This is a genomic window from Trinickia symbiotica (genome assembly GCF_002934455.1).
Classification (GTDB): Bacteria; Pseudomonadota; Gammaproteobacteria; order Burkholderiales; family Burkholderiaceae; genus Trinickia; species Trinickia symbiotica.
Genome location: NZ_PTIR01000001.1, coordinates 206,657 through 230,346, shown reverse-complemented (window position 1 = coordinate 230,346; position 23,690 = coordinate 206,657). Strand labels below are relative to the sequence as shown.

Sequence of the window (23,690 nt, the reverse complement as noted above, 5' to 3'; positions counted from 1 at the left end):
TTTATCGAATCTTCTTTGTTCGTTCTGTGCTCTCTCGGCTCCGGCTCTTGTGCGGAGCTGATGCGTGCTTCGCTCGCTCTTGCGTCGCGCGAAGCGCGCTTTGTCGCCAGCCTTGCCGGCACGCGAGAGAGCGGCGTGCCGGCTGCAGCGCTGTCCAGCGTTACCCGAGCATCACGGCAATTTGCCGAGCGGCAGGCCGTTGCCAAGCAGTGAGCCGAGCACGCCGCCGACGTTCGATCCGCCACCTGAGGCGGAGCCCGTCAGCGAGCCCACCGCGCTCGTGAGGCCGCCGAGCGGATTCGATCCGCCCGCCGAGCCTCCGCCGATCGGCGAGGTGACCGCGCGCGGGCCGCTGCTCGAACTGCCGAGCAGGCTGCCAAGCAGCGGTAGCGATGCGCTCGTTCCCGTGCTCGAAGTGGTGCCGGCGGGGACCGTCGTGTTCGAGCTGCCGACGAGACTCGTGATCAGCCCGGGGATGGGCGCCACACCGTTTGGCGCCTGCGGATCGACGAGCCCGCCCGCATTCATCACCGTCTGGCCGACGCTCGTCACGAGTTGACCGAGGTCGCCGCCGAGCAGGTTCGGCGAGGTGGCGGTGCTCAGTTGCGCGCCCGCGGCCTGCACGGCGCCGCCGATTTGACCGAGGAGATTGGCGGTCGGCGCACCGAGGCCGGTCGTCGTGCCGACGGCCTGGGTCGTCTGGCCGAGCGTGATGACGAGCGGGGTGATGGCGCCGCTGGCGGGCTGGGTGACCTGCTGGATGGCCGGCGAGGCGAGCTGGCTGCCGAGGATTTGACCTGCGGCATTGACGCCGTTGGCGACCGTGTAAAGGGCCCCGGCGGTCGGCGTCGTGACCGGCGAGAGCGCCGACAGGTTGCCGGTGCCGAGCGCATCGACGGCCGCGGCCGCGCCCGCGATCACGCCGCTCGTCGAGCTGACGGTCGAACCCAAGCCGGCTGCCGTGGTGCCGACTGGATCAGAGACGGTACCCGTTTGCCCGAGGCCGCTCGCGAGCGCGTTGGCGGCGCTGTCGATCACCGAGCCCGTCGCGCCGACTGAGTTGCCGAGGCCTTGGGTGACGCCGGGGCTCACGCCCGGAATCGTCGTCGCTGCGATCGTGCTGCCGAGATCGGTTGCTGTCTTGCCGACCGTCGTCACCGTGCCCTGGGTGCCTTGCGAATTCGTCGTCTGCTGCGAGCCGCCGCCGCTGTTGCTGTTCGTGCTGGGGCCGGTGGAAGCAGGCAAGCTGGTGCCGTCGTCGGCGCATGCGGCCAGCACGCAGGCGAAGGCGATAGCAGTGAGCGGCGCGCGCCATGCCTTGGTGCGTGCTGCGCGAACGAATGAACGATGCGGTTTGAACATGATGTTCTCCTCGTGGTCTGCTGCCGCGTGCGTTGCTTGATTGGGCGCACGCGGGGAAATGGCGGGCTTCGTCTTTCGTGCTTCGTGCCCGCCGAAGGCCGGATGTGCCAAGCCGCAAGCGCCTCGCGGCCCGGCGGCTCGCGCGGCCGCTACTTCTTGCCTAGGCCGCCCGTCAGCACTCCGGTCAGCGACGTGGGGCCCGAAAGCGGGTTTGTCTGCCCCGTGGCGCCTGCGCCGACCGTATTCGTCAGCGCGCCGGTGACGGTCGACAGCAAGCCGGTGATGGGCGCGAGAGGCGAACCGCTCTTCGATGTGCCGCCTCCAGCGCCGCCCACCGCGTTCCCCGACGTGCCCGTGAGCGCGGTGAGGGTGCCCGTGACCGGCCCAAGCAGGTTGCCTCCGCCTGCCGTTCCGTTGCCTGCCGCGCTCGTGATCGACGTGACCGCTCCCGTGACCGGGGCGAGAACATTGCTCGCGCCACTCGTGCCGCCGAGCGCACCGCTCACGCTCGAAAGCGTGGTGCCGAGCGCGCCCAACGGATTCGCGCCCGTTGTTCCTCCTGTCAGTCCGCCCAGCGCGCCGGTGACCGGCGCGAGCGGGTTGCCGCTCGTGCCGCCCGTGGTGAGACCGCCAACCGCCGCTACCGTGTTGCCCGTCGCCGACAGCACGCCGCCGACGCCGGTGGTCACTGGGTTGCCCCCGCCCGCGGCCGCGACGGTAGCGCCCGCCTGAGTGAGTGCATTGCCCGTCGTCGTCAAAAGGTTCGAGAGTTGCGGGCCGACGCCCGTCGTCGTTCCTACGTTCTGCGTCGTTGTGCCGAGCGTCGACGTGATGGGCGTGATCGTCGTGCTGAGCTGTTGCGTGAGTTGCTCGACCGGGCCGGTCGACAACGCGTTGCCGAGCGTCGCGCCCGCGTTCGTGACGGCGCCGCCGGCCGTCGACAAGGCGGTGCCCAGCGGCGTGGTGACGGGTGAAAGCGGCGACAGCGCACCGCTCGAGCCGAGGCTCGTCACGAGATTGCCCGCATCCGTGACCGCGTTGCCGAGCTGGCCCACCGTGGGACCTGTGCTCGCGACGGTGGTGCCGATCGGATTCTGCGTTGCGCCGAGTTGCCCGAGCCCCTGCGAGACGCCGTTGCCGAGCGTCGACACAGCGGCGCCCACGCTCTGGACGACGCCGCCGAGGTCTTGCGTCGTTTGTGGGCTGACGCCCGGCAGGCTCTGCGAGCCGATCGTCGAGCCGATGCCCGAGACCGTGGAGCCCGCGGCGCTCACGATCCCGCCTGCATCGCCGACGGCTTTGCCGACTGCATTGGCTTGAGGCGTGGGTGTCGGCGTCGGTGAAGGCGAAGGAGACGGGGAAGGCGACGGGCTGGGCGATGGACTCGGCGCCGGCGATGGCGTGCCGTTCGCGCCGCCCGTCGTCGAAAGTGTCTCTCCCGCTCCGCCTCCATTTGCACCGAGACCCTGGCTCAAACTGCCCGAGCCTCCGCATGCCGTGAGAGTCAATGCGACGGCTATGGCCGTGGCCGTCGATGTAATTCTGAGTACCCCGTCACTCGTTGGAATCCGCATAATGTCGCTCGCTTGTCATTGGTTGAGATTGCTGCGAGCCCCCCGTCCGCAAGCCCTATGCCAATGGCAGGTATAAAACGGTGCACTGAAAAGCGAGGACCGAAGCTGTGCCCGTCGTTAAAGGCTTTGAAGGATAAAAAGCGTAGCGGGATGAACGGAGTGAGCGACTCGCGGCGGCCGTTTTTATGGGCTCGTTTGGATGCTCGTAACGTAACGACCTAATAGCCGTGTTACTAGCCAGGAACGTAACGTCGTGGAGGGGCTAGGGACAGGGCACTAGTAATTTAGTGGTTTTAATCTAAACTGGCGTCACTCCCAACTTAGGGGGTGCCAAGCCGCGATACAGAAGGGTAAAGTCGCGATGTATCGTTTGCCGCAGGCCGGATTCGCCCGAGCAAGGGTCCTGATAGAACGGAGGCTGCTATCGATTCCTTTCATTTGTGATGCTTCGACTAGACCTGAACCACCAACCATCCATAAGCGGTGGGGCGTCGACAAGAATTCGCATGATGGGGTAATACCAGCGGTGGCGTAGCGCGCGTGAAGTGCGTCTGGCCGGCGGGGACGCGCCCTTAAGAATCGATTTCGCACGCCCACGGCAACATTTGCGAGGAATGCAGAATGGCCAGCTTGATCCGTCGGTTTATCAAGGAAGAACGAGGTGTCACCGCGATCGAATACGCTCTGATTGCAGGGCTGGTCGCGATAGCGATCGTTACCTCGTTGGGTACGCTTAGTTCGAGCCTATCCACCGCATTTACAAACATCGCGGGCTACATAACCGTGCAGGCGAAAAGCTCAGGGTCCGGTTCATGAGCTGGCTTCGGCACCACACAATGATCCAGTAAGTCGATCAATCCCAAAGAATGGTTGCGGCGGATGTTTCATGGCATTGTCGATTACCGCTTCTCCGTTTATTTTTCGTTTATTGAGTTTGATTAAATGCCGATCGCGCCCGGAGCTATCGTCTTTACCGCGTGGGCTGCGGCCGTTGCGATTTGGGATTGCCGGACGCGTCGCGTTCCCAATGCATTGACGGTCGCTGGTCTCGCGGTTGCCTCGGCTTGCTCGCTCATGCGGATAAGTCCGTTCGGCATCACCGCCGCGCAAGCGGCGCAAGGAGCGGCGCTCGGCTTTGTCGCGGTATTGCCGTTTTTTCTGATGCGCGTGATGGGGGCGGCGGACGTCAAGGTGTTCGCTGTGCTCGGCGCGTGGTGTGGCATTCCCGCGCTCATCGACGTTTGGTGCATGGCGAGCATCGCTGCCGCGCTGCATGCGGTGGCGCTGCTCGTTGCGGCTCGCATGCCAGTTTCGGCGCTTTGGCGTCGAGGTCAGCCTACGTTCACGGTCGGCACGCGGCGCGGGGCCCCTTACGCGGCGCTGCTCGTGGCTGCCGCCGCACTGATAATGATTGGTCATCCGTTTCCCGGGGGGCACGCATGAGGCGCATGCGACGGGACAGTCGTCATCCGGGGGCGGCGCGCGGTTCGGCGGTCGTCGAATTTGCGCTGATTTTTCCGTTGCTCTTCGCGATGCTCTATGGCCTCGTCACGTACAGCGTGATTCTCGTCGCCCAGCAGAACCTTACGCTCGCGGCTGAGGAAGGCGCGCGCGCGGCGCTCAACTACCAGAACGCCTCGGACGCGGGTGCGGCGCTCACGGCACGCGGGCAGAACGCGTGCAAGGTCGCGAAGAATGTCGCCGCCTGGGTTGCCGCCAACGCAACTTGCTCGACGCAGGCGAGCGCATGCAGCTACGACTCAAGTATGGACTGCATCGAGGTCACCCTCAGCTACGACTACGTAAATCATCCGCTCGTCCCGACGCTGCCGCTCCTCGAGCTCGCGGTGCCTCAAAAGCTGACGAGTGTGGCGACGGTGCAGATCGATCCGGAAAACCTACTTTGAAGCCCGCGACATGGTGAACGTCACGAAGATTCTTGCCGGTGTACTGATCGCGGCCGCACTCGTTCTCGCGCTATTCGCATGGACGTTGAGCCGTCGCCCCGTGCAGCCGGCGCCTGTCGCGCGTGTCGCGCCGACGGCGCAAGTCACGTTTCCTGTCGTCGTCGCGGCTCGCCGGTTACCGGCCGGGCAACCGATCGGCACCGATGCGCTTCGGATCGAACGGCTGCCTGTGCGGCCGAGCGGCACGTTTGCGGAAACCGATCTGCTGGCGAAGCGCGTGCCGCTCGCCGATATCGAGCCCGGCACACCTCTCTTCGAGGTTCAGTTGTCGTCTGGCTTCGCCGAACAGATCGAGCCCGGCCAGCGAGCGGTGGCCGTGCGCGTGGACGATGCCAGTGCCGTCGGTGAACGCGTGCGTCCTGGCAACTTCGTCGATGTCTTCCTGACGCTGAAGCGCGAGAGCGGCGGGGGCGACGCACATTCGGAAATCACGCGCTCGCAAGCGCGGCTGCTTCTTTCTCGAGTGCGCGTCCTCGCGTACGGCGATGCGCTGCCGGGCGGCGGCAATCCGGGCGAGCGCGCGGTCCATTCGCGGACCGCCGTGCTGGCCGTGCCGACTGCGGAGGTGGACCGCCTAGCGCTTGCCGATAGCGCGGGCCACCTGCTGCTTGCGTTGCGTAATCCGCGCGATGACGAGATTGCCGATCCCAAGTGGTTCGCGCACCCCGGTGCGGCGTTAGGGGCAAGGGGGCGCGCGGACCCGACGCCTTCGTCGCTCGCGGCGGCCGGCATCACGCTGAGCGCGCTCTCGGGCAGCGAGGGAACGCGGGCGGCCCAGCCGGCGGTTCGTCATGCTGGCGGCGCCGATGAGCGGCAGATCGAAGTGATACGAGGGGGGCGCGCCGAAACGCTCGCTTATTGAGGCGAGCGGGGCGGACGGCGGCGCGTGCGCCGGGACGGGCGGCACATGGGTGGCGGGATTCGAGGACCCGCGCCGATTCGACGGCGGTCGACGAAGAACACTAAACAGCAAAAGGCCTGGCGCGAGGGGCCGATTACATGGCAAGCATATTGGCGGTAAGCAGCCGGGGCGCGTCCGCATGCGTCTTCGTATACGGAATCGCATTCGCGGTCGGCCCGAGTGTGGCGGGCGCGGCTTCGCTCGCGGGCACGGCGACGCAAGCAGAAGAGGCAATGGAGACAACGGACGCATCGGGCGCATTGGGCGCATTGGGCGCGGGCGCCAGCGAAGTCGCCGAACCGGCACGGCGGACGATCTCGCTCGCGGTGGGAGACCAGCGGCAGATCGGAACGGGAGGACCGCTCGCGCGCGTAGCAATCGGCGATCCGGCCGTGGTCGACGTCCTCGTCGTGAAGGGCGGTGCGCAAAAAGGTGCCGTCTTGCTCGTCGGCAAATCGGCCGGTACGACGAATTTGATGCTATGGACCAAAGGCCGCCCGGCCCCGACGACTTACGCCGTCGAAGTCCGCCCGGGTGTGGCCGCGGCGCTGCTCGACAGTTCCACGCCGCGCGTGAGAACGCTCGGCGCCGAGACCCTCATTTCGGGTGCCACGCCGACGATGCGGTCGCATCAGCGCGCGCTCGCCACGGCGAGGGCGGCGAAGGGAAAGGCGGATGGGAACGTGATCGACATTTCGACGATCGCGACGCCGGGCGTCGTCCAGGTCGATGTGCGAGTCGTGGAGTTCAGCCGGACGGTGCTGAAGCAAGCGGGGTTCAACTTCGCTCGCCAAAACAACGGCTTTTCGTTCGGCACGTTCAGTCCATCGACGCCGACGAGCGTGACGGTTCCGCCGACGCAGGTTTCGTCGGCGACGAGTACGCAGATCGGCCCTGCGATCACGTCGTCGATCTCGTCGGCCTTCAATCTCGTTTTCAGCTCAGCGACGCACGGCATTTTTTCGGATTTGAGCTTGCTTGAAAACAACAACCTCGCGCGTGTACTGGCCGAGCCGACGCTGGTCGCGCTTTCCGGGCAGAGCGCGAGCTTTCTCGCAGGCGGCGAGATCCCGGTGCCGGTGCCCGAAGGTCTCGGCACGACGTCGATCGAATACAAGCCGTATGGTGTCGGGCTGACGCTGACACCTACGGTACTGAGCCCCACGCGCATCGCTCTGAAAGTGGCGCCTGAAGCGAGCGAGCTCGATTTTCAGAACGCCGTCACGATCAACGGCGTTTCGGTGCCCGCCATCACGACGCGCCGCGCCGATACGACGGTCGAGCTCGGCGACGGCGAAAGCTTCGTCATCGGCGGACTCGTCGATCGGGAGACGCGTTCGAACGTCAGCAAGGTGCCGCTGCTCGGCGATCTGCCGATCATCGGCGCCTTCTTCAAGCAGCTGAACTATTCGCAAAGCGACGAGGAGCTCGTCATCATCGTCACGCCGCATCTCGTGTCGCCGCTGGCCAAGGGCGCGCGTTTGCCGGCGACGCCGGGCGAGCAGTCGGAGCAGCGCAACGCGCCAGTCTGGCGCAGCTATCTCGGCGGCGCGATCTCGCGCGATGCCGGGCCGGGGTTTTCGCAGTGAACGCGGCGCCATGAACGTGCGCCGAACGCAGTCCCTGAACATAAAGGAAGCATCGCATTGGCGACAGGAGAACGGCATGAATGCACGGGCTGAACCGTTGACCGAGAGGGATGTCGTCGATCATTTCGTTTTCGCGTCGTCGCACGAGTCGAACGCACGTTGGCTGGCCGACACGCTGGCGGCGACCGGACGGCTGGAGCAGGTATCGCTCGAGCAGGCGGCGCTGCTTCCACGGATCGCCGCGCTCCATCCTTCGCTCGTCTTCGTCGATTTCTCCGGTAGCGATGTCGATGCGGCCGCATCCGCCGTGCAAGCGGTACGCGCCCATTCGCCGCAGTTGCAGATCGTCGCCGTCGGCACGGTCGCGGAGCCCGAGGGCGCCATCGCCGCGCTGCGCGCCGGCGTGCGCGATTTCATCGACGTGCGCGCCGGCCCCGAAGAGGCCATCCGCATCGCGCGCCATGTGCTCGAGAACGTGACGGAGCCGCAGGCGCGGCATGGCCGGATCACGGTGCTGCTCGGCGCGCGCGTTGGCGTGGGCGTGTCGACGCTCGCCGCCAATCTGGCCGTGTTGCTGCAAAAGCAAGGCGCCGCTACCGGCAAGCATGCGGCGATCGTCGATCTCGGCCTGCCGGCCGGGGACTCGATGCTTTATCTCAACACGCGCAGCGAATTCGATTTCGTCGAGGCCGTGCGCAACTTGCGGCGCTTCGACAAGACGTTCGTGCATACCGCGTTGACGCGTCATGCAAGCGGACTCGCATTGACGACACTGCCGCCCGACCTGTCGCTGTTGCGTACGGTTTCGTTCTCGTCGGCCGTCGCGCTGCTCAATCGGCTGCGCGCCTTTTTTGATCGCCAGATCGTCGACCTCGGCGGCTTCTCCAACAACGACTTCATCGCTCAAGTCGCACGTGCGGCCGACGAGATTTGGCTCGTCTGCGACCCGTCGATCGCATCGGTCGTGTCCGCGATCGATCTGCTGCGCGAGCTTGCCGACGCGCAGGTCGATACGAGCCGCTTCGGGCTCGTCGTGAACCGTTTCGATCCGCGGCTCGGGCTCGCGGCGGATCAGATCGCCTCGCGGCTCGACCTGCCGCTCGTCGCGACGCTGCCCTCGCGGCAGGTGCCGCTTGGGCGCGCGGCGAACCAGGGCAAGCTGATCGTGGACGCCGCCGAGCGCGATCCCTACGTACGCGCGATCGCCGCGCTCGCGCAACGGCTCTCGACGCGAACGAACGAAGGCGGCACCGACCCGGGTCGCGAGCATGAAGTTCGCCGCGGCAGCGACAGCGACAGCGACAGCGCGATCGTTGCCCCAATGCAGGCGGCGGCGCGCCTCGCGCGCATCAAGCGTTTCCTCCACCTTCCACAGAAGCGGTCATAGACGATGTCAAACGAGATCCAATTCGCCGACGACGCCTCTTCGTTCATCCACACGCAGCAGTTTCACGACGTAAAGAATGCGGCGCACGAGCACTTGCTCACGCGCATCGAGGAGTTGGGCGCCGAGTTCGGCCGATGGTCGCGCGGCGCGATCAATCAGTTTGTCGACCTGGAAATCGACAGCTTCGTGCGACTGCGCCATATCCCGATCAACGAGAGCGAAGTGCGGCTCATCGCTCAGGCGCTGACCAAGGAGCTGGCCGGATTCGGTCCGATCGAGGATCTGCTCAACGATCCGGCTGTCGAAGACATCCTCGTGAACGGCTACCGCGACGTCTACGTATCGCGCCACGGCATCCTCGCGAAGATGCCCGTGCGCTTCACCGACAACGCGCACCTTCTGCGCATCGTGCGCCGCATTCTCGCGCCGATCGGCCGGCGGCTCGATGAGTCGAACCCGATGGTCGATGCGCGCTTGCCGGACGGCGGGCGTGTCAATGTCATCATCGAGCCGCTCTCGCTCGACGGGCCGATCGTCTCGATTCGCAAGTTTCGCAAGGACCCGCTACGGCCATCGGATTTGCTCGCCAACGGCACCTATAACGCGGAAATCAGCGCGCTGCTCGAAGCCGCGGTTGCCGCGCGTTGCAACATCCTCGTCTCGGGCGGCACCAGTTCCGGCAAGACATCGCTGCTCAACGCGCTCGCATTTCATATCCCCGAGCCCGAGCGCGTCGTGACGATCGAGGACACCGCTGAACTCTCGCTGAATCATCCGCACGTCGTGCGCCTGGAAAGCCGGCCCGGCGGCTTCGATGGCGCCGGGCGCGTCACGATCCGCGATCTGCTGCGCAATTCGTTGCGGATGCGGCCCGATCGCATCATCGTCGGCGAAGTTCGCGGCGGTGAAGTGCTCGAGATGCTGCAGGCGATGAATACCGGCCACGACGGCTCGATGGGCACGGTCCACGCGAGCTCGCCGCGCGAGTGCCTGTACCGGCTCGAGATGCTGGCTGGCTTTGCCGGCTTTCAGGGCACGGAGTCGAGCTTGCGGCGGCAGATCGCCAACGCGATCGACTTCATCGTGCAGATCGGCCGCTTGTCGAACGGCAGACGGCGGATTCAGTCGATCACCGAAGTCACCGGCCTCTCAGATACGATCATCGCGACACAGGAGCTCTATCGCTACGAGCCGTTCGTCGATGAGCAGGGCGAGGAGGTCGACAACTGGGTATCGCTCGGCATTCACCCGCATTCGCCGAAGCTCGCTCGCTTCAGACAGGTGCTCGGCGGTGCCGGCCCGTTCGAGGGCGGCTTTGAGCGGGACGGGGGCTTCCGTGTCTAGCCTCCTCGCAGGGATCGCCGCGCTCGCGCTCGTTTGCGCGGCGATGGCCATTCTGCTTTGGCAGCGCAGCGCACGTTCGCAGCACGAGGCCAACGCCGCCCGCTTTATCGAGAGCAGCGTCGTTGCGCCCAAGTCGCCGGTTGCGCAGCGCACGAGTACGACTACGGCGGATACGCGACGCACGACCGCCGACGCGCGGCGTCCGGCGACAAACGTCAGCGAACCTGGAATCGGAGCACGAGCGGCCGCACGCATCGCCCGCGCGTTCGACGATGTCGCCACGCGCGCCGGCCTTGGCGACGCGCGCAAGCTCGCCGTCTCACTGTGCGCGGCGACAGTCGCGATTTCGGCATGGGTGGCCCTCGATGCCGGCGCACTCGCGGCAACGGCGGCCTCGGTGGCGTGCTTGTCGGCGGCATGCTTCGTGATCAGCGTGCGCATGCAACGCCGCCGGCTCTCGATCGTGCAGCAATTGCCGACGCTCCTCGACGGCATCGTGCGGCTCGTGACATTGGGCAACAGCGTTCCCGCCGCGTTCCAGGCCTCGCTGCAAACGACCGAGGCGCCATTGCGCGAATGCATGGACCGCATTTCGCGCGCGATGCGGGCAGGCATCGAGATCGATCGCGCGTTCGGTCAGGTCGCGGAGCTCTACGGCGTGCGCGAGTTCGAATTCGTCGGCTCGGTGCTGCGCTTGTCGGTCAAGTACGGCGGCCGGGCCGACGTCATGCTCGAACGGATGTCGCTCTTCATGCGCGATCTCGAGCAGGCCGAGCGCGAACTGGTTGCGATGTCGGCCGAGACGCGCATGTCCGCCTGGGTGCTCGCGGTACTGCCCCTCGCGATCGGCGGCTTTCTGATCGCCTCGAATCCGACCTACTTCGGTGCCATGTGGGCGGATTCCACGGGCCGTGCGCTCATCTACGTCGCATTCGGCCTGCAGATGGCAGGAGGCTACATGCTGTACCGCCTGACGCGGTTGAGGTCTTGACATGCCAGCCGATCGCCTCGCCGCTCTCGCGTTCGCGCTTGCCGCGCTCGGCTTGCTGATGTTCGCGGCCGTCATCGTCGCGCAACTCGTCGTGGCGCGTCGCGGTGCACGCGTGTTGGCCAAGGCGCTCGAAGACCGCGCGTTGGCCATGGCGGCGCGAGCCGCAACCGATGCCGCGACGGCGGCGCGTTCCGCTTCGCTGGCAGCTCAGCAGGGCGGTGCGTCGTCGCGCAGAGCGCCCACCCAGCTCGAGCCCGGTGCCATGGCCCGCGACATAGGCGGACAGCCAGGCCATGCGAGCGCGGCCAACGCGCGGACGCTGAAACGCCGGGAAACGCCGCTCGAGCGTTTGGGGCGGCTTGGTGCGCGCTGGCTCGATACGCCGCTCGGCAGGCATGCTGTCGCGCAAGAGGACAGGCGGTTGCTCGATCAATGCGGTTTCGTCGATGCCAACGCACGCGGTCTCTTCCTGATGTCGCGGCTCGGCGGGGCCGCCGTGCTTGCGGTTGCCGCTGGCTGGTACACAGGGGTGCGCGGCGGACCGTGGCTCGCCGCCGCGGCCGTAGCGCTGACGGTGGGCTTCATGCTGCCGAAGCTCGTCCTCGCGCGCAGGGCGTCGCTGAGACGTCGAAGCGTCATCGAGGAATTGCCCGGATTCGTCGATTTGCTAAGGCTATTGCAAGGCGTTGGCCTTTCGCTCGATCAAAGCCTGCAAGTGATGGCCAACGATTTCCGCTCGATGCTGCCCGTGCTGTCGCGGGAGGTCGAGATCGCGCAGCGCCAGTTCGTGGCGGGGCGCACGCGCGAGCAGTCGCTGCAGCGGCTCGCCGCGAGCTTCGGCAACGAGGACTTGCGCGCCGTCGTACGGCTGATGATTCAGGTCGACCGCCACGGCGGCGCGGTGCAGGAACCGCTCAAGCAATTCGGCGACCGGTTGCGCGAGACGCGCCGCGCGATGCTGCGCGAGCGGATTGGACGCCTCACCGTAAAGATGACGGGCGTCATGATTTTGACGCTGCTGCCGGCGCTCTTGATCGTGACGGCAGGGCCTGGCGTGGTCACGGCCACGCACAGTTTGAGGACACAACGGCATTGATCGATGCGAGAGACGAATCAAGCGCGGGTGACGATACGGATGAACGACGGACAGTAAACGGAACGGGAAAAAATGAAGCGACTCCTACGCGTGTGTATCGAGACCACAGATCGAACGAGGTATTCCCGCTATTTCACGCTCGCGGTGTGCGCGATCACGACGCTTGCCGCCAGCGCTTGCGCGTTCAAGGAATCGGGCTACGGCATCGGCACGCAGGCCGAACGCGCCGCAGCCTTGCAAACGGCGGCAAACGCGCAGCGGGAAAGCAAGCCCGACACGCCCGGCGTCTATCTCGCGCTGATCGACCGGATGCAGGCGGAAGGGCTCTACTATGCGTCGCTCGCGCATATCGATGCCTATGAGAAGCAGTACGGCGCGACGCCCGAATCGACGCTGCTGCGTGCCGACGCGCTGCGCATCACGGGGCAAGCCGATGCGAGCGCAAGCGCTTACCGGTCGCTGCTCGGGACGCCACTCGCGGCGCGCGGATACCGCGGTCTCGGGTTGCTCGCGGGCGCGGCGGGTGACTTCCCCGATGCCGACCGTGAACTCGCGCATGCGAGCGAGCTTGCGCCGACCGATGCACCGACATTGTCGGATCTCGGCTATGCACGTCTGAGGGATGGCGATGTCGCCGGGGCGCGCGTGCCGCTGATGCAGGCCGCGGAGCTCGACGCGCACAACGCGCGGATCCTGTCGAACATCGCTTTGCTCTTGCTTGCGCAAGGCCGCATGCGCGAGGCGCGTGCGCTGATGGACGACCAGCATTTCTCGCCGGACGTGCGCGAGGCCATTCGAACCGATGCGTCGAGGGTGGCTGCCGCCGAGCGCGCACGTCGCTTGATAACGCAGACGTCGTCGGCCAAGCGACAGCAACGGCCGGAGAGCCGGCTGGAACCGACGATGCTGGCGCGCGCGCACGCCGACGCCACGGTGGCCGACTCACTGCGAGGGTCCGCTGCCGCGCCGATCGATCAAACACCGCCGCCGTTGTTGCAACAGTTTGCACAGTGACGAGCCACGAGGAGCAGCCAATGAAACTAAAGACTCTCGATGCAATGCGCACTGCAGCCCGGATGCCGCTCTTTGCGATTGCCGTCGTCGTCGCGGCTGCCGCCGTGACCGTTGCAACGTCATCGCCGAGTGCGGCTGAAGAGACGCCGCCGCAAGCCGCGAATAGGGCACGTGCGAGCGAAGTCGGCGACGCGACGAGCGCGTGGCTCGAGCTACAGCGCAGCAACAAAGCGGCGGCCCCCGCATTGCCGACCCTCGGCGCCGAAGCGGGCCTCGCCTACGATCGCTACCTCGACTCGTTCAAGACGAAGATTCCGGCATCGTTCGCTTCGCCGATCGAAACGAGAGGTCCCTCGTTGGGCGACTACGGGAACGGCGGCGGCGCCGGTGCCGGTGCCTCGACAAATTCGAATTGACGAGTCCCGAACGTGGCGCCTGAGCGCAATTTCCCGACGCTATCCGGCCGCAAGCGAGCGGCGGCCTCCGCGCGCATGCGCGCGGTTCGGTCATCGGCCGCCCGGCGTCAGCGCGGCTCGATCGTCGTCATGGTGGCGCTCTTTCTGACGATCGCCATCGCGGCGCTCGGCGCGCTCGACGTCGGCAACGTCTTTTTCGCGCGGCGCTCGCTGCAGCGGATCGCCGACCTGGCCGCTCTGGCCGGTGTGCAGACGATCAGCGGCGGTTGCGGCGCGGCTAGCGCGAGCGCAACGGCGAACGCCGCGGCGAACGGCTTTCCGACCGACGGGTCAGGCGCCGCGACGATCACCGTCGCATGCGGCCGATGGGATACGAAAACCAATGGCGCGCCGAGCTACTTCGCGAGCACGAACGCGGGAGCGCCGCTCAATGCGCTACAGGTGACCGCGACGCGCCAGGTGCCGTACTTCTTTCTCGGACCGGTCCGCACCGTCAGCGCAACGTCGACGGCGCAGGCGACGAACATCGGCGCATTTTCCGTCGGTACGGTACTCGCGCAATTGCAAGGCGGAGCCGTCAACGGCCTGCTGAACGCACTGCTCGGAACGAACCTCGATCTCTCGCTCGTCTCTTATGAGTCGCTTGCGAATGCGCGCATCAAGATCGGCGATCTGATGGCGGCGGCTGGAGTCGGAACCGTCGATCAGTTGCTCGCGACACAGGTCGATGTTCGGCAGCTCGCGCACCTGATGTTGACGGCGCTGTCGCGCACATCGGCGGCCGATGCGAATTTGCAGACCGATGTGGCCACGCTGCAGACCATCCTCGATGGCGGTATTTCGGACACCTTGACATTCCCGGTCGGCAACACGGCGGGCAGCGCGGGCCTGTTGTCACTCGGCGTATCGAATGCGCAAAGCGCCGTCGATGCGACGATCAGTCCGCTCGATGCGCTCATCGTCGCGGCCGAAATCGCGCATGCGGGGCAGCCCGCGATCGATATCACGACGGGCCTGAACCTGGGGGCGCTGGCCAGTGCGACGGTCAAGGTGCAGATCGTCGAGCCGCCCGTCCTCGCCGTGGGCGAAGCAGGGAGAGATCCGAGAACGCAAGCATGGCGGACGGAAGCAAGCGCCGCGCAGGTGCGGCTTTACTTGAAACTCGGCGTGGCCAACATCAGCGTGCCGATTTCCCTCGAAGCGGCGCAAGGTCAGGCGTGGCTCGAATCGACGAACTGCACGTCGTCGCAGGCGACCAGCAATTCGGTCGTTGGCGGGCAGACCGGGATTGCGAATCTCTGTATCGCCGCTCAGGCCGCGAATCCCCAAGCCGCCTCCCAGGCATTTAGTTGTCCTACGCAACCGGCGACGATCCTCGAGGTGGCGGGCATCCCCGTTGTTACCGCCCACGCTTCGACTTCGTTGACCGGCAACCCGATCGATCCTCCCTTGACGTTCGCCGCGAGCGGCGGATACGGCACCTTCGGAACAGGGATCGGCGAGGCGCTCACGAACGCGTTGTCGAGCAGCTTGCAGGTCGACGGCATCGACGGGTCGATCGTGACCTCCGCGCTCGGGCCGCTTCTCGAGGGAATTGCCGATATCGGCATCGATCCGCTGCTGCAACTGCTCGGCGTGCAAGCCGGCGTGACGACGATTCATGACCTGTCGCTGACTTGCGGCGTGCCGAAACTGGTTTACTGACAAGACATTCGAAATCGAACAATGAGAGCCGCCAACAATACGATCGAGGAACTGGACATCTATGTCTGGGAGGGGAAGGCCGATATCGTCGAGCGCGTGATTCGCTGCATGGCGAGCTTCGACGTCGAGGTCATCCGCGCCGACGGCGCGACGGCGCCCGAACGCAGCAGCCCCTCGCGAGCCGCGTTGGCGATCATCAGCGTGAGCGTGATCGATGGCGGCTCGCGCGCGCTGCACGACTGGCAGGCAACGAGCGGCATGCCCGTCATCTGGGTTGGCGCCGTGCCGCGCGAGCGCGATCCCGCCATCTATCCGCCCGAATATTCGCACGTGTTGCCGCTCGATTTCACGTGCGCGGAGTTACGCGGCATGGTGACGAAACTCGCCGCCCAGTTGCGGGCGCATACGGCCGGGACGGCCGCGTCGACGGAGATCGTCGCGCATTCCGAGCCCATGCAGATGCTGCTGCATGAAGTCGATACGTTTGCCGATTGCGACACGAGCGTGCTCATTCGCGGCGAGACGGGCGTCGGCAAGGAGCGCATTGCGCAACTGCTGCACGAAAAACATTCGCGCTACCGGCATGGCCCGTTCGTACCCGTCAATTGCGGCGCCATCCCCGACGGCCTTTTCGAGTCGCTGTTCTTCGGCCATGCGAAGGGCTCGTTCACCGGCGCGATCGGCGCGCACAAAGGGTACTTCGAACAAGCGGACGGCGGCACGCTGTTTCTCGACGAGATCGGCGACCTGCCGCTCTATCAGCAGGTGAAGCTGCTGCGCGTGCTCGAAGACGGCGCCGTTACGCGGATCGGCTCGGCCACGCCGGTCAAAGTCGATTTCCGACTCGTCGCCGCGACCAACAAGAATCTGCCGCAGCTCGTCAAGGACGGCACGTTTCGGGCTGACCTCTTTTACCGGCTGGCCGTCATCGAGTTACGGATTCCGTCGCTCGAGGAGCGCGGCGCTGTCGACAAGATCGCGATCTTCAATGCCTTTATCGCTTCCGTGGTAGGCGCCGACCGGCTCGCCACGCTCCCCGAGATTCCGTATTGGCTGGCCGATTCCGTTGCCGACACTTACTTTCCCGGCAACGTGCGCGAGTTGCGCAACCTGGCCGAGCGCATCGGCGTGACCGTTCGGCAGATCGGCAGCTGGGATGCGGCGCGGCTCAAGCGCTTGCTCGCCCACGCGCGCAATGCCCAGCCGGTACCGGCTGAAAGCGCGAGCGAGCTCATCGTGGACCGCAGCAAGTGGGACATGGCCGAGCGCAGCCGCGTGCTCGCCGCGCTCGCGACCAACGCGTGGCGACGCCAGGATACCGCCCAGTACCTCGGCATCAGCCGCAAAGTGTTGTGGGAAAAGATGCGGAAATACCAAATATTCGATGAGGAGCCCGAAACAAGAGAAACTGAGTAATAATGACGCGCTGAAGTAGCCTGTTCCAATTAGAACTACTAGCGCCAGGAATTGACAATGAGGAATTTTTCTCGTATGCGGGGGACAGCGCTTGCCGCGCTTGTCGTCATCGGGGGAATCGGGATGGTGGGCTGTGCCGGTGCACAGTCGGCCGCGGACGTCGCATCGGCCACGCCGTCGCTATCGGCGCCTGCCGTGGCTGCATCGGCGGCCGTCGTAGCGGCCGCGCCTGCGCCGGTTGTCGCTTTGCCGGCCGCGACAACGATTGCGCCGGATCAATCGGCGTCGGCGACGACGTCCGACGACACGAAAGAAGCGCAGGGCAACGTTGCCGAACTGCGTCGCCTGATGCGGAACAACGAGCTAACGGAGTTGCGCACGAGCTACAACGGCAGCTACGGGGCGAGCCTGTTGCTCCACGGCGACGATTTGACGTACTACATCGCGCTCTTTCAGCAAAAGAACTTCTGGCGCGTGATCAAGACGCACGACGACGCGCGTGCCGAACAGATCTACGCCGACTTCGTCAAGAAAAGTGCGCAGCTTGCCGATGTCGAATTGCGTCGCGCGAAGCTCGCCGCGCAAAAGACCTACACCGAGCGGCAAATTGCGGCGCAGCAGGCGCGCGCCGATCGCTTGCAAGCCGATCTCGACGTCGCGCATCAGCAACAGACGCTCTTCGCGAGCCGCCAGAAAGAAACGCGCGAGGAAGCGGCCGCGCTCGACATGCAGAAACGCGCCGCGCAGGATCAACTCCGCGATTTGCGGCGCCAGGTTCAGTCACTGCAACGCGAGACCGAGCAGGGATTGCCGCACAGCATTCACTGATTTATTAATTTACTGAAAACGGCCGATTCGGCCACGGCGCCGCGCCGTCCTTAGAGGGCAACGTGGCGCCGTGCACCACAATGGAGCAATAGGGTCAGTCGTCCCACTTCGCCAGGCAAGCCTTGTCCGGCGAAACATCGGCATTTCCGTCCTTGATCGCTATCGAGCGGGCGGCGGCGGCCGCTTTGCTTGGGGCTCCTTATCTTTCGCCGAGCCGCCGGCTCGAGCGGTCTTACCGTGCTTCGCTTCGCCTTCCGGCTCCGCCGCATCGACAGCGATCGGATCGCTCGCGGGGAACGTCTCTCCTAGCGCCTCGTCGAGCCTTTCATCGGATGATTCGATAGGACGAGGGGCGGGCGGGTGAGTCTTGGACATGACGGTCTCCGCTTGACGAGAAGTGAAGGACCAGCATAGCGCACCGATGCGATTGCTGCTGCTTCCGCCATCTTCTCTGCATAATCTGCAGCTACCTTGTAATTGCTGCTTGCTTCCGCCTAATCTTCTGACTATTTGTCGACGGCTTGGATCGGGGCGAAACGCCCGCCATCTATACAACCTAGTCTTCTTGCGCCGCTGAAGGCACCAAATTTGCCACTACTCTCGCGTCTTCACTTTTGGGATAGCAATGGGAATTCAGCAGACGGAACAGCCCCGCAGGGTGCATGCGCTACATCTTGTCGATGCCGACCTCGATCATCTCGAGCGAGCGATCCGCGAACCCGACAATCGCATGCTCAACGCCCAATACTGGGAACGCCGCGTCCTGTCGGTCCGGCATCAATTTGAACTGACGCGCGAGCAACGCGCGCGCGTCGAGGCAATTCTTGAAAGGCTCGCCCAGCGCAACGGGGAACCTGCCTTGTAGGCACTGCGGCGAGCGTCGTCTCGGGGGCCTGCCACGAGTGTGAGCAGGCCCCTACGTTTTTTACTCGTTGTTGCTGCTGTCGCCGCCGTTGTTGCCGTGCTCACCGTTATGGGGCGCGGTACTGAACGGCCGGCGCCGGCGCGTCACGACGACGGGGCCTTCGTTGGTCGTCCGATCCGAATGAGAAGGCGTGGGCGCGCCGTGCGCTTCGCGCGGTTCACGCGGCTCGCGGGGTTCGCGGGGTTCGCGCGACTCGCGATACGGTCCCGAGCCCTCGCGCGGGCCATGCCGCTCGCGCTCGCCGTGTCCGCCGGGGCGCGGGCCGCGCGGCCCGGGACGGGTACCCGTATCGAGCTGGATCGTCGAAATGGCCCGTTTGTAGATGCCTTGCAGCCCCACGGGCGTGCGCAGCATGACCAGATATTGATCGAACGATTCGATGCATCCCGTCAGGCGAATGCCGTTGACAAGATAGATTTCGACGCGCTTGCGTTCTTTGCGCGCGGCATTCATGAAGTCGTTCTGCGGATGCGATTCTGACGGATTCGGCATTGCAAGGACGGCAGCGCAAGCTGCTCCAGTTGAGTTAGTGAGGGGCGCGACTAGGCGCGCAATTCGGGGCTGGCCGCGATTTTAACCCGTGTCCGGCGAATAAGGGCCGGTGGACCCACATTCGCTCGATGCGACACGTGACCGACGCGAGTTCGATAGAGGCTGAACGCGCGGCCGAGTTCCGCCCTCCGTTCGATGGCGGCTGCACACGGTTTCTCCCCGACCGGTCGATATCGGCGGGTCGGGGCGTCGCTTTCGTTCGTGGGACAATCTGCTCGTCAATCCGCGGTTGGTCAGTCCGTATCGGCCGATCGGCGATGGTGCGTTGGCGCACCACGACAGTCCGGCCTCAGGTCGAACATCGATTCGATGCTCGACTCCCACACATTAGGCCGTAATGTTCGCGAGAGCCAGATGAAATCGAAAATTTCGGACGAGCGGCAACGACCATGAAAGTCCTTCCCCCGAATCTCTCCGAGTCTCGTTTTCGCGCGGCGTTGGACGAGTTGGCGTCGATCGTCGGCAACGCGTACGTGCTCGCCAGTGAGGACGCGCTGACCGAGTACGCGGATCCGTTCGTGCCGGGGCCGCGGGAGCAACGGTTCGCGGCGTCGGCGGCCGTACTGCCGAGCAGCGTCGATGAAATCCGCGAAGTGTTGCGCGTGGCGCGAGCGTATGCTCTGCCGCTCTGGCCGGTCTCGACCGGTCGCAACTTCGCGTACGGGGGCGCCGCGCCGCGCTTGACCGGTTCGGTCGTTCTCGATCTCAAGCGGATGAACCGCGTGCTCGAAGTGAACGAGACGCTTGCCTACGCGCTCGTGGAGCCAGGGGTGACGTATTTCGATCTTTACGCTCACTTGCGCGAGCGCGGCTCGAAGTTGTGGATCGATCCGGCCGCGGCGGGGTGGGGGAGCGTTGTCGGAAATGCGCTAGAGCGGGGCTTTGGCTACACGCCGTACGGCGATCACGCGGCGATGCAGTGCGGGATGGAAGTCGTGCTCGCGAACGGCGACGTCATTCGGACCGGCATGGGCGGCATCGAGATTGGCAGGGCGTGGCAGCTTTATAAGCCCGGTTTCGGGCCTTCGTACGATGCGATGTTTATGCAGTCGAACTTCGGAATCGTCACGAAGCTCGGGATCGCGTTGATGCCGAGACCGGCTTCCTATCTGCTTGCTCACGCGCGATTTCGCGAGGAAGCGGATCTTGTAGCGATTGTTGAAGCGTTGCGTCCGTTCAAGCTCGATGAAACGATCCGCAATCATGCCGTCATTGAGGGGGCGATCCGTTTTGCTGCGGGGATTTCGTCGCGCTCGCAGTGGTACCACGGCAGCGGACCGATGCCTGACGGTGCCGTGGCCGCGATGGCGAAGCAGCTTGGCATCGGCTGGTGGAATCTGCGGTTCGGGCTCTATGGCGCGCCCGAGGTCGTCGAAGCGCAGTATGCGATCGTGCGGCGTGCGTTGCTGCGTGTGAGAGGGGCTGAGATCGACGCGGCACGGTATTCGGGTGACCAAGAGCCCGCGGCCGGCGGCGACCGCAACATGGCCGGCATTCCGACGATGGCCGCTTTTCGGATGCTCGATTGGCGCGGCGGCAATGGGGCGCATGTCGATTTTTCGCCGATCTGTCCGTTCACGGGGGGCGATGCGATGCGCCAGTATTTGGTCGCGAAGACGCGCGCGGCCGAGTATGGGTTTGATTACTACGGTGGATTTACAGCCGGCACTCGCCATCTTCATCACATCATGGCGATCATTTTCAATCGCGACGACGCGCTCGAAAGCGATGCGGCCGAGGACTTGCTGCGTGTGCTGATGAGCGACGCGCGCGCTGAAGGGTACGGCGAGTATCGCGCTCACCTTGCGTATATGGATTTCGCCGCCGCACAGTACGATTTCAACGACGGCGCGTTGCTGCGGTTTTCGGAGACGATCAAGGATGCGCTCGATCCGCAAGGGATCCTCGCGCCGGGCAAGTCGGGGATTTGGCCTCGTATGTGGCGTAGCAGGCGCGGTTATACCTAACGTGTGAGGCGATGTAGAGGACGGTGGCAGCATGAATCGACGCATTTTCTTGATCGCAAGCGCCGGGCTGGCGGCTAGCGGAGGGTTCGGGCGCGCGATCGCGCTGGGCGATCGGCATTCAGTAGCCGCCGGGCCTGTCGTCGCCATCGTCGATGCGTCGCTCGATGAGAGCGTCGCATGGGCGCGGTCTGCCATCGCGTATGGCGCATCGGTGATCGATGGCGGCGATGACGTCGGCGCGCTTTGGTATCGGGCACTGACAGGCGCGCGCGTGTCCGTGGTCGGTGCGTTGCGTGCGTCCGATTTCTTCGTAGTTCGGTATCTGGCGCGAAGCGAGGGCCGAACGGTAGTCCATGAATCTGGCAGCGCCGGCGTCGTTGCGTTTCGCATCGACGCTTTGTCCTGAGCGACTGCAGGAGTCGTGGCGGATCAGTTGTCGAGATTCATTCAACGTCGAACTGACACCTGCGGCAGGACGGCCCTTCGAGGGCGCTTCGGCGAACGTTGAACCGCTGATCCATCGAACTTTGAACTTTCTGGCATGCTGGCCGCGATCTATTCATGACGATGGCCGTTAGTCTACGGGTAGTTCCGCCGTCGGCCATGAGCAGTCAACCGACGGATCTCATTGAAAGTCCGCTCTGTACGCAAGACGGGACGTCTGAAGAAGTCCCGAACGCCATCGACTGTGGCAGTCGGTGAGAAATATGCCATCGATGAAGCGCTCACTGGCAACACTATCATACGGAAGGGCGCACGGAACGACCCGTGAACCTCGAACCGAAAGGCTCAAGACGATCGGGCTAGTGCTGGTTTCCGTTTCATCAGCGGCATTCGCATGGAGCTATCTCGGCGAGTTGTCGAGGTCAGCCATCATCTCTGCCGACATCTCGGCAAGAAACGGGCAACCACGCAACAGTGCTTCGGCGACCGCCTCAAGAAAGGCATCGAGTAGCGCCCCGCGGGCGCGGATCCGCTGCGCCCACTCTTTCGTAACCTTTCGGTAATACGCGCGTTGCTCGTCCTTCCATCCCTTATTCGGATACACGGTGTCATGCATGCCTGTCAGGAAAACGCGCTCGATATCAAGATCCCTGAACTTTTCGAAATGATGTATCTGATTGCGCGCCCGAATCTCCAAGTCGAATTCTTTCGCAAATTGCTTGATGAACGGTCCGAACTGCATGCCATGTTTTGGCACCAGCGCATCCACTGCATCTACCAGGTTCTTTAGGCGTTCCTTGAACTGATAGATGCGGTTAAAGTAAAGCTCGCAGGCGTTACTCAGATGGTCATGCCGAGACACGGGCAGGCCATTGAACGGGTAACGCCGAAAGTAATATTCGCACGTTTTGACGGACAGCACGAGGTCGTACAGTTCGAGGTAGCGAGTGACGACCGCGTGCTCCCGGTCAATCTCGGGAGGCAGTGCTATCGGCCCCGGCTTGTCGCTCGGTCCCGAGAGCATGCCGTCCAGGTCCATCGCGACCATTAGATTCGCCACGCGTGCTTCGTGCCAGCCGGGCACCGCATCAAGTTTCCTTATGAACGCTCCCGTCGCGTACATCATTCGTGCGATTGCTGAGTCCTTGAACGCTGTCTTCGTGCTCTTCATTGCGCCCCTTTGCCGGTTCTCGTGAATTCACCTATCCGTCATTCACCGGCTGGCGAGGTGGGAGCCGCCGGAACTCCGATCCCGTGTACAGTAACAGGGCCGTCGGCGAACCGCGTAGTTCCTTGCGGCATACTCGTCTTTTCCTAGATACTGATGTCGGCAAGACATGGCGACAAGGACCGTATCATGGACGAATCAGCTAGCTTCACCGGCCACAAGTTCAAACCGCTGGACCAGTATTTCTGGGAGAGTCTGGAGAGCAGTTCATTTTATTTCCCGGAACCAGCCAGGCTAAATGACCCTGCTGACTGTCAAATAGACCTCGAAAAAGCTTTTCGGTTAGCGCGGGCCAATCAAAGCACCAATTATGCTGCGCAAGCAGAAGAGTTGTTTGTTCGATATGCAGGAGAGGTTGAGGAGCGTGCCAAAACTTGTGGCGTTTTCAGTATTTGTTGTGGGTCAATCGATGGCGACGATGAGCGCCTCATTTGGGCTCACTACGCAGCAAATCATACGGGCGTATGCTTGACTTTCACCATTCCGTACGCTTTCGTAATTAAAAGTCTGGTCGGCACTGCACCGGTTGACTATTCTTCCGATTCTCTGTTTGATGCTCTCAAGCGATTGGATCTATCGAAGAGGCCAGATTTCGAGGCCGATTTAAAGCCCGTGATCACCGCCTATCTTACGACGAAGGCGCCCGAATGGAAGTACGAGCGCGAATCGAGATTGATTTCCTTTAACCCCGGCCTACACATTTTCGATCGTGCTTGGCTCAAACAAATTTGCTTCGGCTTGCGCACATCTAATGCTGACAGAGAACGGATAAAAGAACTAGCAAAAGACTACCCAGACTGTAACTTGGTGGAGGCAGTCAGATCGGATAACGATCTATTCCGCATTACACTCAGGGAAGTGCCACTATAAGCCCGTATTTCGGGCAGAATTCCCGTGACGTGACTGTCTGCTGTCGACCGCTAACCGGTCAAAATTTAATGCAGCCCAGATGGCAGCAACGGGTCGGCTACGGCCGGTCGCGTCG

General features: G+C 64.2%; 23 protein-coding genes. 18 read left to right on the top strand and 5 right to left on the bottom strand.

The features are described 5' to 3' along the window. Nucleotides 1-171 precede the first annotated feature (171 nt). Both B0G57_RS01085 and B0G57_RS01080 read right to left on the bottom strand, forming a co-directional pair. Nucleotides 172-1,362 carry a collagen-like triple helix repeat-containing protein gene (locus tag B0G57_RS01085; protein WP_051089956.1) on the bottom strand — a complete coding sequence of 397 codons (1,191 nt, stop codon included), beginning with the start codon at nucleotides 1,360-1,362 and terminating at the stop codon, nucleotides 172-174. Between the two features lie 149 nt (nucleotides 1,363-1,511). Further along, nucleotides 1,512-2,936, bottom strand: coding sequence for a collagen-like triple helix repeat-containing protein (locus B0G57_RS01080; protein WP_026229298.1), 1,425 nt, complete (start codon nucleotides 2,934-2,936; stop codon nucleotides 1,512-1,514). A 621-nt stretch (nucleotides 2,937-3,557) separates the two neighbouring features. Between B0G57_RS01080 and B0G57_RS01075 the strand changes: the two genes are divergently transcribed. From B0G57_RS01075 to B0G57_RS01010, 14 genes are all read left to right on the top strand, one after another. Beyond that, on the top strand, nucleotides 3,558-3,752 hold the full coding sequence (locus B0G57_RS01075) for a Flp family type IVb pilin (protein ID WP_018438709.1): 195 nt from the start codon (nucleotides 3,558-3,560) through the stop codon (nucleotides 3,750-3,752). Between the two features lie 126 nt (nucleotides 3,753-3,878). Next, on the top strand, nucleotides 3,879-4,379 hold the full coding sequence (locus tag B0G57_RS01070; protein WP_018438708.1) for an A24 family peptidase: 501 nt from the start codon (nucleotides 3,879-3,881) through the stop codon (nucleotides 4,377-4,379). Continuing rightward, on the top strand, nucleotides 4,376-4,843 hold the full coding sequence (locus tag B0G57_RS01065) for a TadE/TadG family type IV pilus assembly protein (protein ID WP_018438707.1): 468 nt from the start codon (nucleotides 4,376-4,378) through the stop codon (nucleotides 4,841-4,843). Before B0G57_RS01070 ends, B0G57_RS01065 begins: the two co-directional genes overlap by 4 nt. 10 nt (nucleotides 4,844-4,853) lie before the next feature. Beyond that, nucleotides 4,854-5,765: a Flp pilus assembly protein CpaB gene (cpaB, locus tag B0G57_RS01060; protein WP_018438706.1), complete on the top strand. Its 912-nt coding sequence runs from the start codon at nucleotides 4,854-4,856 to the stop codon at nucleotides 5,763-5,765. 272 nt (nucleotides 5,766-6,037) lie between these two features. Continuing rightward, nucleotides 6,038-7,393, top strand: coding sequence for a type II and III secretion system protein family protein (locus tag B0G57_RS01055; RefSeq protein ID WP_083925487.1), 1,356 nt, complete (start codon nucleotides 6,038-6,040; stop codon nucleotides 7,391-7,393). 76 nt (nucleotides 7,394-7,469) lie between these two features. Then, nucleotides 7,470-8,780: a fimbrial protein gene (locus tag B0G57_RS01050; protein WP_026229296.1), complete on the top strand. Its 1,311-nt coding sequence runs from the start codon at nucleotides 7,470-7,472 to the stop codon at nucleotides 8,778-8,780. Between the two features lie 3 nt (nucleotides 8,781-8,783). Continuing rightward, nucleotides 8,784-10,124 carry a CpaF family protein gene (locus B0G57_RS01045; protein WP_018438702.1) on the top strand — a complete coding sequence of 447 codons (1,341 nt, stop codon included), beginning with the start codon at nucleotides 8,784-8,786 and terminating at the stop codon, nucleotides 10,122-10,124. Then, a complete protein-coding gene (locus B0G57_RS01040; protein ID WP_018438701.1) occupies nucleotides 10,117-11,115 on the top strand; it encodes a type II secretion system F family protein in 999 nt (332 codons plus the stop codon). The genes B0G57_RS01045 and B0G57_RS01040 overlap by 8 nt, the downstream gene beginning before the upstream one ends. 1 nt (nucleotide 11,116) lies before the next feature. Further along, the gene (locus B0G57_RS01035) at nucleotides 11,117-12,211 is read left to right on the top strand and encodes a type II secretion system F family protein (protein ID WP_018438700.1); all 1,095 of its coding nucleotides are present in this window, start codon (nucleotides 11,117-11,119) and stop codon (nucleotides 12,209-12,211) included. A 72-nt stretch (nucleotides 12,212-12,283) separates the two neighbouring features. Beyond that, nucleotides 12,284-13,225 (top strand): tetratricopeptide repeat protein, encoded by a 942-nt coding sequence (locus B0G57_RS01030; RefSeq protein ID WP_146013330.1) that lies wholly within the window; start codon nucleotides 12,284-12,286, stop codon nucleotides 13,223-13,225. Between the two features lie 20 nt (nucleotides 13,226-13,245). Continuing rightward, complete coding sequence (locus B0G57_RS01025; protein ID WP_085952702.1) at nucleotides 13,246-13,641, top strand: DUF3613 domain-containing protein; 396 nt, start codon at nucleotides 13,246-13,248, stop codon at nucleotides 13,639-13,641. A gap of 75 nt (nucleotides 13,642-13,716) precedes the next feature. After that, on the top strand, nucleotides 13,717-15,345 hold the full coding sequence (locus B0G57_RS01020) for a TadG family pilus assembly protein (protein ID WP_026229294.1): 1,629 nt from the start codon (nucleotides 13,717-13,719) through the stop codon (nucleotides 15,343-15,345). A gap of 21 nt (nucleotides 15,346-15,366) precedes the next feature. Next, nucleotides 15,367-16,761, top strand: coding sequence for a sigma 54-interacting transcriptional regulator (locus tag B0G57_RS01015; protein WP_018438696.1), 1,395 nt, complete (start codon nucleotides 15,367-15,369; stop codon nucleotides 16,759-16,761). Nucleotides 16,762-16,818: 57 nt separating this feature from the next. Beyond that, nucleotides 16,819-17,589: a DUF2968 domain-containing protein gene (locus B0G57_RS01010; protein WP_026229293.1), complete on the top strand. Its 771-nt coding sequence runs from the start codon at nucleotides 16,819-16,821 to the stop codon at nucleotides 17,587-17,589. Nucleotides 17,590-17,748: 159 nt separating this feature from the next. On the opposite strand, the gene B0G57_RS01005 is transcribed toward B0G57_RS01010, so the two are convergent. Next, nucleotides 17,749-17,964, bottom strand: coding sequence for a hypothetical protein (locus tag B0G57_RS01005; protein WP_083925474.1), 216 nt, complete (start codon nucleotides 17,962-17,964; stop codon nucleotides 17,749-17,751). A 250-nt stretch (nucleotides 17,965-18,214) separates the two neighbouring features. Between B0G57_RS01005 and B0G57_RS01000 the strand changes: the two genes are divergently transcribed. Beyond that, entirely contained in the window at nucleotides 18,215-18,454 is a 240-nt protein-coding gene (locus B0G57_RS01000; RefSeq protein ID WP_018438694.1) for a hypothetical protein, read from the top strand. A 60-nt stretch (nucleotides 18,455-18,514) separates the two neighbouring features. On the opposite strand, the gene hfq is transcribed toward B0G57_RS01000, so the two are convergent. Next, nucleotides 18,515-19,006: an RNA chaperone Hfq gene (hfq, locus tag B0G57_RS00995; protein WP_018438693.1), complete on the bottom strand. Its 492-nt coding sequence runs from the start codon at nucleotides 19,004-19,006 to the stop codon at nucleotides 18,515-18,517. A 449-nt stretch (nucleotides 19,007-19,455) separates the two neighbouring features. Between hfq and B0G57_RS00990 the strand changes: the two genes are divergently transcribed. After that, nucleotides 19,456-21,033, top strand: a complete 1,578-nt coding sequence (locus B0G57_RS00990) for an FAD-binding oxidoreductase (protein ID WP_018438692.1) — start codon at nucleotides 19,456-19,458, stop codon at nucleotides 21,031-21,033. A gap of 31 nt (nucleotides 21,034-21,064) precedes the next feature. Further along, nucleotides 21,065-21,439 carry a hypothetical protein gene (locus tag B0G57_RS00985; protein ID WP_018438691.1) on the top strand — a complete coding sequence of 125 codons (375 nt, stop codon included), beginning with the start codon at nucleotides 21,065-21,067 and terminating at the stop codon, nucleotides 21,437-21,439. A gap of 438 nt (nucleotides 21,440-21,877) precedes the next feature. Here the strand turns inward: B0G57_RS00985 and B0G57_RS00980 are convergent, their stop codons facing one another. Beyond that, nucleotides 21,878-22,648 (bottom strand): hypothetical protein, encoded by a 771-nt coding sequence (locus B0G57_RS00980; RefSeq protein WP_018438690.1) that lies wholly within the window; start codon nucleotides 22,646-22,648, stop codon nucleotides 21,878-21,880. Between the two features lie 186 nt (nucleotides 22,649-22,834). Between B0G57_RS00980 and B0G57_RS00975 the strand changes: the two genes are divergently transcribed. After that, nucleotides 22,835-23,575 carry a DUF2971 domain-containing protein gene (locus B0G57_RS00975; RefSeq protein WP_020565973.1) on the top strand — a complete coding sequence of 247 codons (741 nt, stop codon included), beginning with the start codon at nucleotides 22,835-22,837 and terminating at the stop codon, nucleotides 23,573-23,575. Nucleotides 23,576-23,690 lie beyond the last annotated feature (115 nt).

What these genes read in the sequence shown, in the direction of transcription:
- B0G57_RS01085 (WP_051089956.1), bottom strand. Translation starts at nt 1,362, where the DNA reads ATGTTCAAACCGCATCGTTCATTCGTTCGCGCAGCACGCACCAAGGCA.
- B0G57_RS01080 (WP_026229298.1), bottom strand. Translation starts at nt 2,936, where the DNA reads ATGCGGATTCCAACGAGTGACGGGGTACTCAGAATTACATCGACGGCC.
- B0G57_RS01075 (WP_018438709.1), top strand. Translation starts at nt 3,558, where the DNA reads ATGGCCAGCTTGATCCGTCGGTTTATCAAGGAAGAACGAGGTGTCACC.
- B0G57_RS01070 (WP_018438708.1), top strand. Translation starts at nt 3,879, where the DNA reads ATGCCGATCGCGCCCGGAGCTATCGTCTTTACCGCGTGGGCTGCGGCC.
- B0G57_RS01065 (WP_018438707.1), top strand. Translation starts at nt 4,376, where the DNA reads ATGAGGCGCATGCGACGGGACAGTCGTCATCCGGGGGCGGCGCGCGGT.
- cpaB (WP_018438706.1), top strand. Translation starts at nt 4,854, where the DNA reads ATGGTGAACGTCACGAAGATTCTTGCCGGTGTACTGATCGCGGCCGCA.
- B0G57_RS01055 (WP_083925487.1), top strand. Translation starts at nt 6,038, where the DNA reads ATGGAGACAACGGACGCATCGGGCGCATTGGGCGCATTGGGCGCGGGC.
- B0G57_RS01050 (WP_026229296.1), top strand. Translation starts at nt 7,470, where the DNA reads ATGAATGCACGGGCTGAACCGTTGACCGAGAGGGATGTCGTCGATCAT.
- B0G57_RS01045 (WP_018438702.1), top strand. Translation starts at nt 8,784, where the DNA reads ATGTCAAACGAGATCCAATTCGCCGACGACGCCTCTTCGTTCATCCAC.
- B0G57_RS01035 (WP_018438700.1), top strand. Translation starts at nt 11,117, where the DNA reads ATGCCAGCCGATCGCCTCGCCGCTCTCGCGTTCGCGCTTGCCGCGCTC.
- B0G57_RS01030 (WP_146013330.1), top strand. Translation starts at nt 12,284, where the DNA reads ATGAAGCGACTCCTACGCGTGTGTATCGAGACCACAGATCGAACGAGG.
- B0G57_RS01025 (WP_085952702.1), top strand. Translation starts at nt 13,246, where the DNA reads ATGAAACTAAAGACTCTCGATGCAATGCGCACTGCAGCCCGGATGCCG.
- B0G57_RS01020 (WP_026229294.1), top strand. Translation starts at nt 13,717, where the DNA reads ATGCGCGCGGTTCGGTCATCGGCCGCCCGGCGTCAGCGCGGCTCGATC.
- B0G57_RS01015 (WP_018438696.1), top strand. Translation starts at nt 15,367, where the DNA reads ATGAGAGCCGCCAACAATACGATCGAGGAACTGGACATCTATGTCTGG.
- B0G57_RS01010 (WP_026229293.1), top strand. Translation starts at nt 16,819, where the DNA reads ATGAGGAATTTTTCTCGTATGCGGGGGACAGCGCTTGCCGCGCTTGTC.
- B0G57_RS01005 (WP_083925474.1), bottom strand. Translation starts at nt 17,964, where the DNA reads ATGTCCAAGACTCACCCGCCCGCCCCTCGTCCTATCGAATCATCCGAT.
- B0G57_RS01000 (WP_018438694.1), top strand. Translation starts at nt 18,215, where the DNA reads ATGGGAATTCAGCAGACGGAACAGCCCCGCAGGGTGCATGCGCTACAT.
- hfq (WP_018438693.1), bottom strand. Translation starts at nt 19,006, where the DNA reads ATGCCGAATCCGTCAGAATCGCATCCGCAGAACGACTTCATGAATGCC.
- B0G57_RS00990 (WP_018438692.1), top strand. Translation starts at nt 19,456, where the DNA reads ATGAAAGTCCTTCCCCCGAATCTCTCCGAGTCTCGTTTTCGCGCGGCG.
- B0G57_RS00985 (WP_018438691.1), top strand. Translation starts at nt 21,065, where the DNA reads ATGAATCGACGCATTTTCTTGATCGCAAGCGCCGGGCTGGCGGCTAGC.
- B0G57_RS00980 (WP_018438690.1), bottom strand. Translation starts at nt 22,648, where the DNA reads ATGAAGAGCACGAAGACAGCGTTCAAGGACTCAGCAATCGCACGAATG.
- B0G57_RS00975 (WP_020565973.1), top strand. Translation starts at nt 22,835, where the DNA reads ATGGACGAATCAGCTAGCTTCACCGGCCACAAGTTCAAACCGCTGGAC.